Annotated in this window: 13 protein-coding genes; 8 read left to right on the top strand and 5 right to left on the bottom strand. The window is 51.2% G+C overall.

Annotation, left to right across the window (positions count from 1 at the left end; genetic code table 11):
• Positions 1-49: 49 nt before the first annotated feature.
• Positions 50-1,675, bottom strand: coding sequence for an amidohydrolase (locus tag QUF18_RS02830; RefSeq protein ID WP_289385053.1), 1,626 nt, complete (start codon positions 1,673-1,675; stop codon positions 50-52).
• A gap of 726 nt (positions 1,676-2,401) precedes the next feature.
• Entirely contained in the window at positions 2,402-2,554 is a 153-nt protein-coding gene (locus QUF18_RS02825) for a hypothetical protein (protein ID WP_289385052.1), read from the bottom strand.
• 80 nt (positions 2,555-2,634) lie between these two features.
• Between QUF18_RS02825 and ccoN the strand changes: the two genes are divergently transcribed.
• The 8 genes from ccoN to ccoS all read left to right on the top strand — a co-directional run bounded on the left by ccoN (position 2,635) and on the right by ccoS (position 10,903).
• Positions 2,635-4,275, top strand: a complete 1,641-nt coding sequence (gene ccoN / locus QUF18_RS02820) for a cytochrome-c oxidase, cbb3-type subunit I (RefSeq protein WP_289385051.1) — start codon at positions 2,635-2,637, stop codon at positions 4,273-4,275.
• Between the two features lie 14 nt (positions 4,276-4,289).
• A complete protein-coding gene (ccoO, locus tag QUF18_RS02815) occupies positions 4,290-5,021 on the top strand; it encodes a cytochrome-c oxidase, cbb3-type subunit II (protein WP_289385050.1) in 732 nt (243 codons plus the stop codon).
• A gap of 12 nt (positions 5,022-5,033) precedes the next feature.
• The gene (locus tag QUF18_RS02810; protein WP_289385049.1) at positions 5,034-5,192 is read left to right on the top strand and encodes a cbb3-type cytochrome c oxidase subunit 3; all 159 of its coding nucleotides are present in this window, start codon (positions 5,034-5,036) and stop codon (positions 5,190-5,192) included.
• A complete protein-coding gene (gene ccoP, locus QUF18_RS02805) occupies positions 5,185-6,048 on the top strand; it encodes a cytochrome-c oxidase, cbb3-type subunit III (RefSeq protein ID WP_289385048.1) in 864 nt (287 codons plus the stop codon). The genes QUF18_RS02810 and ccoP overlap by 8 nt, the downstream gene beginning before the upstream one ends.
• Positions 6,049-6,363: 315 nt before the next feature.
• Positions 6,364-7,920, top strand: a complete 1,557-nt coding sequence (ccoG, locus tag QUF18_RS02800) for a cytochrome c oxidase accessory protein CcoG (protein ID WP_289385047.1) — start codon at positions 6,364-6,366, stop codon at positions 7,918-7,920.
• A gap of 16 nt (positions 7,921-7,936) precedes the next feature.
• Positions 7,937-8,488 carry a FixH family protein gene (locus tag QUF18_RS02795; RefSeq protein ID WP_289385046.1) on the top strand — a complete coding sequence of 184 codons (552 nt, stop codon included), beginning with the start codon at positions 7,937-7,939 and terminating at the stop codon, positions 8,486-8,488.
• Entirely contained in the window at positions 8,485-10,731 is a 2,247-nt protein-coding gene (locus QUF18_RS02790) for a cation-translocating P-type ATPase (RefSeq protein WP_289385045.1), read from the top strand. The genes QUF18_RS02795 and QUF18_RS02790 overlap by 4 nt, the downstream gene beginning before the upstream one ends.
• Before the next feature lie 4 nt (positions 10,732-10,735).
• Positions 10,736-10,903: a cbb3-type cytochrome oxidase assembly protein CcoS gene (gene ccoS, locus QUF18_RS02785; protein WP_289385044.1), complete on the top strand. Its 168-nt coding sequence runs from the start codon at positions 10,736-10,738 to the stop codon at positions 10,901-10,903.
• Positions 10,904-10,961: 58 nt separating this feature from the next.
• Here ccoS and phnN read toward each other — a convergent pair whose 3' ends face one another.
• The 3 genes from phnN to phnE all read right to left on the bottom strand — a co-directional run bounded on the left by phnN (position 10,962) and on the right by phnE (position 14,186).
• The gene (phnN, locus tag QUF18_RS02780; protein WP_289385043.1) at positions 10,962-11,522 is read right to left on the bottom strand and encodes a phosphonate metabolism protein/1,5-bisphosphokinase (PRPP-forming) PhnN; all 561 of its coding nucleotides are present in this window, start codon (positions 11,520-11,522) and stop codon (positions 10,962-10,964) included.
• Positions 11,523-11,548: 26 nt separating this feature from the next.
• Positions 11,549-12,703 carry an alpha-D-ribose 1-methylphosphonate 5-triphosphate diphosphatase gene (locus tag QUF18_RS02775; protein ID WP_289385042.1) on the bottom strand — a complete coding sequence of 385 codons (1,155 nt, stop codon included), beginning with the start codon at positions 12,701-12,703 and terminating at the stop codon, positions 11,549-11,551.
• A 115-nt stretch (positions 12,704-12,818) separates the two neighbouring features.
• Positions 12,819-14,186 carry a phosphonate ABC transporter, permease protein PhnE gene (gene phnE / locus QUF18_RS02770; RefSeq protein WP_289385041.1) on the bottom strand — a complete coding sequence of 456 codons (1,368 nt, stop codon included), beginning with the start codon at positions 14,184-14,186 and terminating at the stop codon, positions 12,819-12,821.
• Position 14,187: the final 1 nt, after the last annotated feature.

The following is a 14,187-nucleotide window of genomic DNA, read 5'->3' as shown; positions in this document are numbered from 1 at the left end:
TTCTCTGGCTGTTTGCCTGAGGTGCTTTGAGCACCTCAAACGACAACAGTTACACCTGCCGCTCAAATACGATCTTGCCTTCGAGCACGGTCATGTCGCAGACCACATCAGTGCGGATTTCTTCCTCATCACAAGTGAAGATATCTTTCGACAACACAGCAATATCCGCAGCCATACCAGCCGCCAATCGTCCGGTTTCCTGTTCCGCAAACTGCGTATAGGCACCGAAATGCGTGTAAGCGTGGATCGCCTCTTCCCGTGTCAGACGCTGATCACCACCAATCACCGAACCGATCTTGGTCTTGCGGGTGATGAGCGTGTAGATATTCTGAAACGGATTGGTGGAGGTTACCGGTGCATCGGAAGACGCCGCAGGATGCAAACCGGCATCCATCCATTTGCGCATCGGATAAGATTCATGGGCACGCTTTTCACCGAGATTGGCAACGTAAAGATCGCCGAATTCATAAATGAACATTGGCTGTGGCACCGGATCAATTCCGGCTTTGGCCATACGTTCAATCTGGCCGTCACTCAAAAAGCCGCAATGTTCAATGCGGTGACGGCGGTTTTTAATAGGCTGTTCTGCGCTATCGGCATTCTCAATACCGGACAAAACCTGCTCAATCGCGGCATCACCAATCGCATGAATGGCCAACTGATAACCAAGCTCATGATAATGTTTGAGGGATTTGTGCATCTCCTCATCCGAATAGCAGAAAATACCGAAATTATTCGGATCACCTGCCACATAAGGCTCGCTCATCGCAGCCGTCAGGCCACCGGCACTGCCATCCGAGAATACTTTCATCGCGCCATAGCGTAAGTTTCCGGTCTGGCGTTTGGCACGGAAACCCTCTGCATAGGCCTGATCACCAATGCCGTCATGATTGCCATAGATGCAGACCCAGGTACGGATCGGCAAATCTCCGGCAGCGGCCAGTTCTTCATAAGCATGAAGCTCTTCCATGCCATAGCTCATGCCGACAGCGGCATCCATCACACTAGTGAAGCCCTGTGACAGCATAAATTCTGCAGCACGGGTGATGGCCGTTTTCAATTCCTCACGGCTCAGTGGCGGAATTTTATCCGTGACCACACGCATACCGGATTCTGCCAACAGACCCGACAATTTACCGTTGCGCTTTTCAATCAGCCCGCCGGACGGACTTGGTGTATCATGGGTAATATTTGCCAGACGCATGGCTGCACTATTAGCAATACCGACGTGACCACAGGTGCGTGTAATGTAAACCGGATGATCCGGTGCAATCGCATCAAGCTCTTCAATGGTCGGATGACGCTGCTCGCTCAGCTCATAATGATCATAGCCGCCACCGCAAACCCACTCACCCGCAGGTTTTTGCGCTACAACATCAGCAATACGTTTGAAAATTTCTTCGAGACTGCGCGCACCGGATTCAGGTCGCAGGTTAATCTCATTCATCGCGACGCCAAGCATCAGAAGATGCATATGGGCATCATTCAGCCCCGGAACCGCAACCCGCCCTTGCAGATCAACACGCTTTGTTGCTTCACCGGCCAGAGGTTCAATGTCTGCGGCTGTACCGGTGGCCGAAATCTTACCGTCAGCAATTGCAAGCGCCTCAACAAAGCCCTCATTCAGGCCGCAAAAAATCCGCCCGCCCGACAGGACGAGATCTGCATATTTCATATTCTGTCAATCTCCCAGTGCCCTGCCCCTTGCAAAGACAAGACATAATTCAGTGTTCCCTACCGATGATTATTCTCGGAAAGGTTAGTGATAGAGCTGAGGAAAAGCCTCATTTACATGAGATCCGGCATACGAAATCCGACGGCTTTTTATTCCCCTGTGCTGTGCGTAGTTTCCGACTTAACATATCGGTTAATCCGTCAGCATTTCTTCTTATTTGTTACATCATGCTTGCAAAAAACTGGTACCAAAGCAAGAGCCCGCGACACAAATGTTGACAATTTATCAGACGAAAATTGCATACATCAATAACATTTATGCATAATAAAAACATTTCTAAGGCCGTTTAGAAACGGAAAGCAAATTGCTTACCCCTCACAGATTATTCCTTCGGACACGCAGTTAAGGTGAGAATCATTCCAAAGTAAAAACGCAGATGCCCGATAGTCCCGACAAATAACCGACTGCAAATTTGCCTGTTTGAGGTGACCCGCATAGCCTCAGCGACAATCAGCCCCACCCCCTCGAGCCTCTCTCAAAAGCCGTGCGACGAACACATTTATGCAGCAAAAACAAGCAGCTCAGCTCGCGCCATTCTTTTATTTAAAGGCAGAGATTTTTATACAAAATTTTCAGAAATTTCTGAAAACTCTGCATATAACAATTTCCGAAAACAATCTAAGCTGTTGATTTGGTTATACATAACCATAGTCTTTAATATTAGTATTAAATACCTTTTGAATTTACAAAATCAGTGCTTGCCACCTGATGAGTAGCAGCGCTCCCGCATAAGCAAAACAGCAAAATCCGGGCTATTTCAGTCCCTGTCGCACAGGGTTCTGTTTGATTTAAATCAATGACTATTTTTTCGCGTTTCATATAATACGCCCATATTGCTCGTGTTGCGGCTTATCCGCAATGACCGGGCAAAACTTGTTGCGCGCGCGAGGGGAATCTTCATGAATTACGCTGCGGGAATTGTAATCTCGGGGGTGGGTGCTTTTTTGGCGCTCCTGGCCGCGGGCTTTACACATGATCCTTTATTCAGAAGCCATATGTGGGTTCTGTTCTTTACACTTGTCATTTTCACAGTGCTGCTGCTGCGTAATGCAGATTACAGCCTGAAGCCTGTGAAGGAAGACAACTCCGTTTATATGGATGGCCCGATCCGCTATGGTATCATTGCCACAGTGTTTTGGGGTGTTGTTGGTTTCCTCGTCGGTGTTTTCATCGCGGCGCAGCTTGCTTTCCCTGATTTGAATCTGGGACCATGGCTAAATTTTGGCCGTGTGCGTCCTCTTCACACATCAGCTGTTATTTTTGCCTTTTGCGGTAACGCCCTGATCGCCACCTCTTTTTATGTGGTTCAGCGTACCTGCCGTGCGCGCCTTTATGGCGGCGATCTGGCTTGGTTCGTGTTCTGGGGCTACAACCTGTTCATCATCATGGCCGCCACCGGCTATCTGCTCGGCATCACCCAGTCGCGTGAATATGCTGAACCTGAATGGTATGTCGATATCTGGCTGACCATTGTCTGGGTTGCGTATCTCGTGATCTTCATGGGCACGCTGATAAAGCGTAAAGAACCGCACATTTATGTAGCGAACTGGTTCTATCTGTCCTTCATCATCACGATTGCCATGCTGCATGTGATCAACAATCTGGCAATTCCGGTCTCTTTCCTCGGCGTAAAAAGCTATTCGGCTTTCTCCGGCGTACAGGATGCAGTGACCCAGTGGTGGTATGGTCATAATGCCGTGGCCTTCTTCCTGACCGTGCCTTTCCTTGCGATGATGTATTATTTCGTACCGAAGCAGGTTGATCGTCCGGTTTATTCCTACCGCCTGTCGATCGTTCACTTCTGGTCGATTATCTTCCTCTATATCTGGGCCGGCCCGCACCATCTTCACTATACAGCGCTGCCTGACTGGGCACAGACACTGGGTATGGTCTTCTCGATCGTGCTGTGGATGCCGTCATGGGGTGGTATGATCAACGGTCTGATGACGCTTTCCGGCGCATGGGACAAGATCCGTACCGATCCGGTGGTTCGTCTGATGGTTGCTGCTATTGCCTTCTACGGCATGGCGACATTCGAAGGCCCGCTGATGTCGATTAAGGCCGTTAACTCGCTGTCGCACTATACGGACTGGACCATTGGTCACGTTCATGCCGGCGCGCTTGGCTGGAATGGTATGATCACTTTTGCAGCCGTGTATTACCTTGTACCGCGCTTGTGGAACCGTGAGCGTCTGTACTCGATCCGCATGGTCAACTGGCACTTCTGGCTCGCAACACTTGGTATCGTGCTTTACGCCGCCGCCATGTGGGTTGCCGGTATCCAGCAGGGTCTGATGTGGCGCGAATATGACGATCAGGGCTTCCTGGTTTACTCCTTCGCTGAAACTGTAGCTGCTATGTTCCCTTATTATGTCATCCGTACACTTGGCGGCGTGATGTATCTGTCCGGCGGTTTCGTTATGGCCTGGAACGTCTACAAGACCATCAAAGGCGATCTGAGAAAGGAAGCCCTCATTCCGGGCTCCACTCCGATCATCCAAACCACAAACAACGGCCCGTACTTGAAACCGGCGGAATAAGGAGCAGGTGAGTTATGTCTATTCTCAAAAAACACTCGCTGATTGAAAAAAACGCTACTTTATTGCTGATCGGTTCGCTTTTTGTGGTGACAATCGGCGGTCTCGTTGAAATCGCTCCGCTGTTTTGGCTGCAAAACACCATTGAGAAAGTAGAGGGCGTACGCCCCTACTCTCCTCTGGAACTGGCCGGACGTGATATTTATGTGCGTGAAGGTTGCTATACCTGTCACTCGCAGATGATCCGTCCGTTCCGTGATGAGGTAGAGCGCTATGGTCATTACAGCCTTGCGGCTGAAAGTATGTATGACCATTCCTTCCAGTGGGGTTCCAAGCGCACGGGTCCCGATCTGGCACGTGTTGGTGGCCGCTATTCCAACGAATGGCATGTGCAGCATCTGATTGAGCCGCGCAAAGTTGTGCCTGAATCCGTGATGCCGAGCTATGCGTTCCTGATGAATGCACCGCTGAGCACCGCGACCATCGCCGATAATCTGAAAGCAAACGTCCTCCTCGGCGTACCGTATACGCAGGAAATGCTTGATAATGCTTTGGTGGACATCAAGGCTCAGGCTGATCCAGATGCGGATACGACAGCTCTGCTGGCACGTTATCCAAAAGCCAAGGTCGGCGATTTCGATGGCAATCCGCAAGTGCTTTCCGAAATGGATGCCCTTGTTGCTTATCTGCAGATGCTGGGCACATTGGTTGATTTCTCGACCTACGACCAGTCACCAAAATCGCGCTAAAGGAGGTTCAGCATGGATTATAATACCTTGCGTCACTTTGCCGACAGCTGGGGGCTGTTAGGCATGTTCCTTTTCTTCCTTTTTGTTGTCTTCTACGCCTTCCGTCCAGGCAGCAAACAAGCTGCTGATGCTGCGAAAGCCATTCCGTTCAAGGACGAAAACAATGAGTGAAAAGCAAATTGACGACGTCACAGGCGTTGAAACAACCGGCCACGAATGGGACGGCATTAAAGAACTCGACAATCCGATGCCGCGTTGGTGGCTCTATGCCTATTACGCCAGTATTGTCTGGGCAATTGCCTATACGATTGCATATCCGGCATGGCCGCTGATCAACGGCGCTACAACCGGTGTGCTGGAATGGTCGAGCCGTGGTGATTTCTGGAAAGAAAACGCCAAAATCCTTGATGAACGTCAGGAAACTCTGACTGCGATCAAGGAAAAGTCCGTGCAGGACATCATGGCGGATCCGCAGCTTAACCAGTTTGCGATTGCAGGCGGCGCGGCAGCTTTTCGTGTGAACTGTGTTCAGTGTCATGGTTCCGGCGCACAGGGTGCACCAGGCTATCCGAACCTGAATGATGATGACTGGTTGTGGGGCGGTTCTATTGACGAGATCCTTCAGACAGTTCGTCACGGCGTGCGCGCAAAAGATGATGATGATACCCGCATCTCAGAAATGCCTGCCTATGGTGACATTCTGGAACCACAGCAGATCCGTGAAGTGGCGGCCTATGTTACCAGCCTGACATCGACACCGCACGACGCCAAACTTATTCCTGCCGGTCAGCAGATTTTTGCGGAAAACTGCGCAGCCTGCCATGGCGAAAATGCCAAAGGCAGCAAGGAATTTGGTGCGCCTGATCTGACCGATGCGATCTGGCTCTATGGTTCGTCTGAAGCTGATATTACCAAGCAGATCAGAAAGCCTCAGCATGGCGTTATGCCTGCTTGGGAAGTGCGCCTCGGCGACACCACAGTTAAGCAGTTGGCAATCTATGTTCACTCCCTCGGTGGCGGTGAATAAAAACTATCATTACCGGCCGGAGCATTGTTGCACCGGCCGGTTTACACCCCAAACGGCCCGAATATTAAGTTTTGATCATCGGGCAGTTAATCAGAACGGTACTGCCAAAGTGCAATTTTCGCTCCTGCCGGTACCGCTCTGATTAATTATTAGCGCAGTTATTGATGAAAACGCCCCAAGCTTTCAAACTGCTCTAAAGCATTTCACAATCAAGTCAGATCAACTTGATGTCCGTGATAATGCGACAACTAAAAAATTAGAGCGAGCGCAGTGATCCAATCCGGACGTAAACCGCTCTAGCCCCCGGAGTATACCATGTCTGATATTGGTGAGTTTGAACGTATCGATGCACAGGCGGTTAATTCGTCTGGAAAACGCAGTCCTCTTTATGCTGCACGCGTCAAGGTTTTCCCGAAGAGAGCGAGCGGTGATTTCCGCCGCTTCAAGTGGATTATCATGTTCATCACGTTGGGCATCTATTATCTCACGCCATGGCTGCGCTGGGATCGCGGGCCTTATGCGCCCGATCAGGCAGTGCTGATTGATATCGCGCATCGCCGCTTCTACTTCTTCTTCATCGAAATCTGGCCGCAAGAATTCTATTACGTTGCCGGTATGCTGATTATGGCCGGTATCGGACTGTTCCTTGTCACCAGTGTCGCGGGACGTGCATGGTGCGGCTATACCTGTCCGCAAACTGTCTGGGTTGATCTGTTTCTCGTTGTGGAGCGCGCCGTTGAAGGCGACCGCAACGCGCGTATCAAACTCGAAAACACCCCGATGAATGCCAACAAGCTGGCGAAACGCGTCACCAAACATACAATCTGGCTCGCCATTGCCGTTATGACCGGCGGTGCGTGGATTTTCTATTTTGCTGACGCACCGACTTTGGCAATGGAATTTATCACCGGACAGGCGGCAATGGTCGCCTATATCACTGTCGCAATTCTGACAGCCACGACCTATGTTTTCGGCGGACTGATGCGCGAGCAGGTCTGTACCTATATGTGCCCTTGGCCACGTATTCAGGCGGCTATGCTCGACGAAAATTCCCTCACTGTGACCTATAATGACTGGCGCGGTGAGCCTCGTACACGCAATTCTAAAAAGGCAATCGCGGCCGGTGAGAGCGTCGGCGATTGCGTGGATTGTAATGCCTGCGTTGCCGTCTGCCCGATGGGGATTGATATTCGTGACGGACAGCAGCTGGAATGTATCACCTGCGCATTGTGTATTGATGCCTGTAACTCGGTCATGGACAAGATCGGCAAACCACGTGGTTTGATTTCCTATTCCACTCTGTCCGATTACGATGCCAATATGGCGCTGGCCACCAATAATGGTACCTCTCCGATTGAACCGACCCGCGTATATGAAGCTAAAAACACCTTTAATGATAAGGTGGAACAGCTCAAAATGTCCAAGGTGTTCCGTCCGCGCAGCTTGTTCTATTTCTCGATCTGGATGCTGATCGGTGTGGCACTGGTCACAACACTGCTGATGCGCGAACGCATTGGTATTAACGTATTGCAGGATCGTAACCCGCAATATGTGTTACTCTCTGACGGTTCCATCCGAAACGGTTACACTGTTAAACTGCTGAATATGGTCAATGAACCACGCCAGTTTGAACTCATCGTCGATGGCCTGCCACAGGCGGAAGTTAATGTAGCGGATCAGGCAACGAATGGTTCAGGCAAGCATGTTTTCAATGCCGAGCCGGATCGCCTGAAAACATTGAAAGTCTTTGTGGTGATGCCTAAAGATGCGATAGCGGCAGACAGTACACCTTTCACCATGACAGTTCGGGACGTGAACGGCACGGAATCGGCTACCTATAAGGCCACATTCATCGCCCCTGAAAAGCGCTAATTACGGAGACAAGCAGATGATCAAGCAAGATACATCGCCCCCTGCCCCACAGGGTCGTGAATTTACCGGCTGGCATATGCTCGCAATTATGGTCGCTTTTTTTGGCGTGATTATCGTTGTGAACCTCATTATGGCGACATCAGCGATCAGAAGCTGGTCCGGCCTCGTTGTTCAGAATTCCTATGTCGCCAGTCAGGAATTCAATGAGAAATCAATCACCGGTAAAGCGCATGCGGCGCTGAACTGGCAGGAACACCTCAATTATGAAAACGGTGTCGTGACCTATCACCTGACTGACATCAATGGCGAGGCGATTAAAGCTGTTGGTGCCACCGCCGTTTTCCGCAGGCCGGTGAATGAAAAAGAAGACCAGACGTTGAATATGCTGCCTGCCGCAGACAATATGCTGTCAGCAGAAGCGGAACTGAAGGACGGTAACTGGGTTGTTGAAGTCAACACCTATGCCGGTCTTGAAGAGCCGTATCGTCAGGTTCACCGCGTGAATATTACCAATGGTAAATTTGTGGTCATTGATGATGATCACGTTGCGAAAGGAACAGCAAAATGAGTTGCTGCGGCTCCGGTATTCAATTTTCTGCTGCGGATTACCGCCCGGAAGAATTATTGCTGGCCAGCCGCATCCTCGGTGACGGTCAGCGTCAGCTTGATCTGGCCGTTCCTTCTGTTCATTGCGGGTTGTGTATCCAGACAGTGGAAAGCGCGTTGAAAGCACTGCCGGATGTCAGCTATGCGCGCGTTAATCTGTCCTCCAAGCGGGTTTCCATTCGCTGGAAGGATGGTATTGAACCGCCACATGTGATTGATGCGCTGCAAAAAGCCGGTTACCCCGCTCATATTTTTGAACTCGGTGATGACAAAGATCCGCAGCTTTCCCGCTTGCTGATTGCGCTGGCGGTTGCCGGTTTTGCCTCTATGAATATCATGTTGTTCTCCGTGTCGGTCTGGTCCGGTGCGGATGCTGCAACGCGTGATATGTTCCACTGGCTGTCCGGTCTGATTGCACTACCGACTTTGGTTTATTCCGGCCGTATTTTCTATATGTCCGCATGGAATGCAATGAAACACGGCCGCACCAATATGGACGTGCCGATCTCGCTGGCGATCACTTTGGCCTTTGGTATGAGTGTGTATGAAACACTCAATTCCGGTCAGCATGCCTATTTTGATGCTTCAGCGACATTGCTGTTTTTTCTGCTGATCGGGCGCACGCTGGATCACGTGATGCGTGAACGCGCACGCTCTGCCGTGAAAGGTTTAAGCCAGCTGGCGGCACGCGGCGCTGTGGTGATAGGTGATGATAACCAGCATAATTTCCTGCCGATCGGCGATATTCGCCCCTCCATGCGGATTATTCTGGCGGTTGGTGAACGCGTGCCGGTCGATGCTGTTGTTGAAAGCGGCCGCTCCGATCTCGATTGCTCGATTGCCACCGGTGAAAGTGTGCCGGTTCCGGTGACGCAAGGCTCCAAAATCCGCGCTGGTACGATGAACCTGACCGCACCGCTGACCATTAAAGCGACTGCTTCCGCCGACAATTCTTTCCTCTCGGAAATGGTACGTCTGATGGATGCGGCTGAGGGTGGCCGCGCCCGTTATCGCCAATTGGCCGACCGTGCTTCCGCCCTTTATGTGCCGCTTGTGCATACCACTGCATTTCTGGCTTTTGTCGTCTGGTTCTATTTCACCGGCGACTGGTACAAGTCCACTTACGTTGCCATTACCACACTGATTATCACCTGTCCGTGCGCCCTGGCTTTGGCTGTGCCGATTGTGCAGGTTGTAGCCGCACGTCGTCTGTTTGAAAACGGCATCATGGTCAAAGACGGCTCCGCTATGGAGCGCATGGCTGAGATTGACAGTGTGATGTTTGACAAGACCGGCACACTGACTCTCGGTCAGCCGCAGCTGATTGAGCGCGGCGCTCTTGACCAAAATGCGCTTGAGCTGGCCGCAGAACTGGCACTCTATTCCCGCCACCCGCTGTCGCGTGCATTGACCGCTTTTACCAATCCGGCAAAAAACATCCGTTTTGATCTGATTGAAGAAGTGAGCGGCGCCGGTATCGAAGCGCGTATGGGCAAAGATATTTACCGTCTTGGTCGCCGCGACTGGGCTGTTGCAGACAATCCACAAGACACCGCCAACACTGGCACGGAAACTGTTCTGAGCCGCAATGGCAGCCTGCTTGAGGCATTCCGTTTTGAAGACAGCCCGCGTGATGATGCCGCCCGCTCTGTGCAGGCGCTGAAAGACGAAAAACTCAGTGTGGAAATTCTCTCCGGCGATAAAGAACAGGCCGTCAAGACTCTGGCTCGTCAATTGGGTATTGAGAAATATCGTGCGGAAATTCTGCCTGCGCATAAATCGGAACTGGTGACCGAGCGTACCAATGAAGGCCATAAGGTATTGATGGTCGGCGACGGGCTGAATGATGCTCCGGCATTGATGTCCGCTTATGTTTCTATGGCACCGGCAACGGCTGCGGATATCGGTCGTAATGCTGCGGATTTCGTCTTCCTGCATGACAGCCTGAAAGCTGTACCACTGGCAGTGGCAATTTCCCGCGAGGCTGGCAAACTGATCCGTCAGAACTTTGCTTTGTCGCTGATCTATAATATCATCGCCGTACCCATTGCGTTGTTCGGCTATGTCACGCCTTTGATTGCGGCGCTGTCTATGTCGCTGTCTTCGATCCTCGTGGTCAGCAACGCGCTTCGCCTGAAAGCGGGCAAGAAGAAAGACCCTAAAGCGGTCTCTCCTTTAAGCCTGCTCAAGCGTCAAAAGGCTTGAATATATGAATATCTTGATCTTCCTTATTCCCATCGCCTTGTTTTTAGGCGGTATGTGGCTCGCGGCTTTTCTGTGGTCGCTGAAAAGCGGGCAATATGAGGATATGGATGGTGCTGCCAACCGGATTTTCCTGCCGGATGATGATGACAGGCCAGCGCAGGAAAAATCATAAAAAAGAGGCGATAACGCAACCCGGCATCGCCTCTTTTATTTTATGTCAATGTATCCGTTCAGGACTGGCAAGCTTTGAGACGCGCGGTGAAAGCATCACCGGCATCCGACACTTCACCGGAATTATCAATCGTCCAGAGCGGCAGATTACCTGCCTCCACCGGCTGCTGACGTTGCAAACGTAATGCAATGGAGTCTTCAGTTTCGCGCCCGCGTGATGCAAGACGTTGTGCCAGCACTTCAGGACGAGCGGTAATATGGGCAATCGCGACATGAGGGAAACGCTCAGCCAGTTGCGGCAGCACTTTTCGCGACAGATTGGCGATTACCACGCCGCCGTTTTCAAGCACCTTCTCCACGGAAGCAGGCAGGCCATAATACAGACCATGCGCCTGCCAGTGCATACAGAATTCTGACTGCTCAATTGCTTTCAGAAAATCGGCTTCCGACAATGTATCATGATCTTCCGTATTACTATCCGCATCGCGGGTTACCACGCGACGCACAAAATGATAGCTGCCATCCTGTGGCAAATGCGTGCGTGCATAATCAATGATTGTGTCTTTGCCCGCACCGCTCGGTCCCACAACGGCAACAAAAATACCGGTCATTTCACTCATTCCGTCACTCAACATTGCAACCGCACTTAGAGTACGCGCTGCCCTTCCCGCCATACTGAACGTACCACCGGTATCGCATTTTGCATATGAACGCGAACCATATCAGCCCGCTTGCCCGATGCAAGTGTTCCGCGATCTGCAAAACCAACCGCTTTGGCCGGATTGCGTGTTACCAGATTGATCGCCTGCGGCAGCGTATAGCCATCCACCAATTGCGGCAGTGTGTAAACCGCCTGTATCAAGCTGAAAGGAATATAGTCGGACGACAGAATATCCAGATGACCGGCAGAAGCCAAATCACGTGCCGAGACATTGCCGGAATGCGAAGAACCACGCACAATATTCGGTGCGCCCATCAAAACAGCCATACCTGCTTCTTTGGAGGCTTTGGCAGCTTCCAACGTTGTCGGGAACTCTGCCACATGAATGCCCTGCTCAATCGCCTCATCCACATGAGCAAGTGTCGCATCATCATGGCTGGCCAGAGAAATGCCCTTGGCCTGACAACGGGCAGCAATTTCTTTACGGAAACGATCTGCATGAGACACAGATTCCGCCACGCGACGATCACAGAACGCATCAAACTCGGCCTGTGTCATTTTCTGTTTGCCCATATAATAGGTCTTATAGGCTTCAAGGCTGGCGAACTGACGTTGCCCCGGTGCATGATCCATCAGGGAAGCAATTTTCACCTGCGGGTTATGCTCAAATAATTCAAACGCATCGAGGCAATTCGGCGAAGATACTTCGCAGCGCAAATGCAGATAGTGGTCTGCGCGCAGTCGTCCGTTTTTCTGACCATCGGCAATTGCATCGGCAAGAAGCACCATATCATCTGAGTTAATATCGGTGTCCCCGTCCAGACCAACGCGCAAAGCGTCAAACACTGTGGTGATACCCGAAGCCGCGATCTGTGCATCATGCGCCATCAATGCTGCATCTGCGTTCCAGCGGACTTTAGGGCGCGGTGCATAATGATGTTCAAGATGATCGGTATGCAGCTCCACAACACCCGGCATCAGATAATCGCCGCCAAAATCTTCACCGCTTATGCCATTGCCAGCGCTGATATCAGCGATTTTTCCGTCACGGATCTGGATTGTACCGGTGATAACTTCATCCTCAAGGATGATGCGGGCATTTTTAAAAACGATATCGGAAGGGCGCGTGTCACGTGTCATCGGAATTATGCTTTCCTACAAGAAATAACCATGCTGCATGATCGGATCACGCAGCATGGCTGTGGCCTACAGGAGTTTTGTGACAATCACACAACGCTGATTTGAAGTTTTTGTCTCATTTCTGTGAGACGCGGCGATCACCGGTCAAACGTGAACGCAGCGCATTGGAAATGGCATCAAATACAAACACCACGATCAGAATGAGGATCACCATATAGGCGACGTTTGCCCAATTGGAGTTGGTGCGCATCGCTTCCCAAAGCTTCAGACCGATACCACCGGCACCAACAGCACCGATAATCGTTGCCGAACGGGTATTGGACTCCCAGAAATACAGCATCTGGCTGAGGAAGACCGGCATCACCTGCGGAATAACACCATAGCGCTGCACATTGGCCGGTGAAGCACCAACCGATTTCACACCTTCACGCTGTTTATCGTCGATATTTTCCAGTGTTTCCGAATAGAGTTTTCCCAGCGTACCGGTATCGGTGAAGAAGATCGCCGAAATACCAGCCAGCGGCCCCGGGCCGAAAGCACGCGTGAAGAACAAGGCCCAGATAAACATATCGACGGAACGCAAAAAGTCGAACAGGCGTTTGGTAATCTGATTGGCAAAGAAGTTCGGTGTAATATTACGCGCAGCGATGAATGCCAGCGGTAAGGCGATTAATCCGGCAAACAGCGTCCCGACAAAGGCCATGACAATGGTCTGCAACATCTTGATCCAGACATCGCCGTGCTGCCATTCCGCATTGTTCCAGATATTGTTGAAAGCCAACGACAGATTGGACATTTCCGGTTTGATACGCTCACCTGAGACGATCATCGAGGTAACTTCACCAACAGATTTACCCCAGAATGGCGAATTGGTATCGAAGACAAAGTTCGGCCAACCTAAAAAGCGGCGGTTAACGGTGATACGCTCCGGCATGATACGGGCTTCACCGGAGAAGCCGAAATCCACCTGCACTTCATCATTTTTCAGCACTGCCCAAGACGGCAGCGGCTTATCATCGGCAGGTCGGGCAGCATCAGCATCAATACGCACATTGAGCGTCTCGCCGCCATGCTCCACGACAACCGTATTGCCACTGAGATGCAGCGCTTCAGAACTGCCGAAAATCACACTGGCACGGCCATTGGCCTGCTGCACCCAATCCGGATCAGGATTTTTACCCAGCACAGAAAAGCGCGGATAGGTTACTTTTGCCTCATCACCATTCAAGCCAGTGGTTAGGCGTATAGTCGGGCGCACTTCGTAGGAATACCACTGACGCGCAGTAATACCGGCACGATCCCACTGACCTTCCGAGATCACTGTACCAATGGCAAAAAACCACCAGCTATAGGCCATATACAGCACAATGCCCAAACCGATCAGCGGCAATGTATAGCGCTTGGAGAACGGGCGGCGAAAGACATGCGGATAGCGGTTTTCGTAATCAGCAATCTGATCGGCGTTTAAAGTCAAAGCTGTCATT

It is taken from the genome of Pseudochrobactrum kiredjianiae (assembly GCF_030362795.1).
GTDB classification, from domain to species: Bacteria; Pseudomonadota; Alphaproteobacteria; order Rhizobiales; family Rhizobiaceae; genus Pseudochrobactrum; species Pseudochrobactrum kiredjianiae.
Note: the sequence above shows the minus strand (reverse complement) of the source record. Positions and strands in the feature narration are given on the sequence as shown.

Coding starts and splice junctions, on each gene's coding strand:
- ccoP (WP_289385048.1), top strand. CDS start 5,185: ATGAGTGAAAAGCAAATTGACGACGTCACAGGCGTTGAAACAACCGGC.
- phnN (WP_289385043.1), bottom strand. CDS start 11,522: ATGAGTGAAATGACCGGTATTTTTGTTGCCGTTGTGGGACCGAGCGGT.
- ccoN (WP_289385051.1), top strand. CDS start 2,635: ATGAATTACGCTGCGGGAATTGTAATCTCGGGGGTGGGTGCTTTTTTG.
- QUF18_RS02830 (WP_289385053.1), bottom strand. CDS start 1,675: ATGAAATATGCAGATCTCGTCCTGTCGGGCGGGCGGATTTTTTGCGGC.
- phnE (WP_289385041.1), bottom strand. CDS start 14,186: ATGACAGCTTTGACTTTAAACGCCGATCAGATTGCTGATTACGAAAAC.
- QUF18_RS02790 (WP_289385045.1), top strand. CDS start 8,485: ATGAGTTGCTGCGGCTCCGGTATTCAATTTTCTGCTGCGGATTACCGC.
- QUF18_RS02825 (WP_289385052.1), bottom strand. CDS start 2,554: ATGAAACGCGAAAAAATAGTCATTGATTTAAATCAAACAGAACCCTGT.
- QUF18_RS02795 (WP_289385046.1), top strand. CDS start 7,937: ATGATCAAGCAAGATACATCGCCCCCTGCCCCACAGGGTCGTGAATTT.
- QUF18_RS02775 (WP_289385042.1), bottom strand. CDS start 12,703: ATGACACGTGACACGCGCCCTTCCGATATCGTTTTTAAAAATGCCCGC.
- ccoO (WP_289385050.1), top strand. CDS start 4,290: ATGTCTATTCTCAAAAAACACTCGCTGATTGAAAAAAACGCTACTTTA.
- ccoS (WP_289385044.1), top strand. CDS start 10,736: ATGAATATCTTGATCTTCCTTATTCCCATCGCCTTGTTTTTAGGCGGT.
- ccoG (WP_289385047.1), top strand. CDS start 6,364: ATGTCTGATATTGGTGAGTTTGAACGTATCGATGCACAGGCGGTTAAT.
- QUF18_RS02810 (WP_289385049.1), top strand. CDS start 5,034: ATGGATTATAATACCTTGCGTCACTTTGCCGACAGCTGGGGGCTGTTA.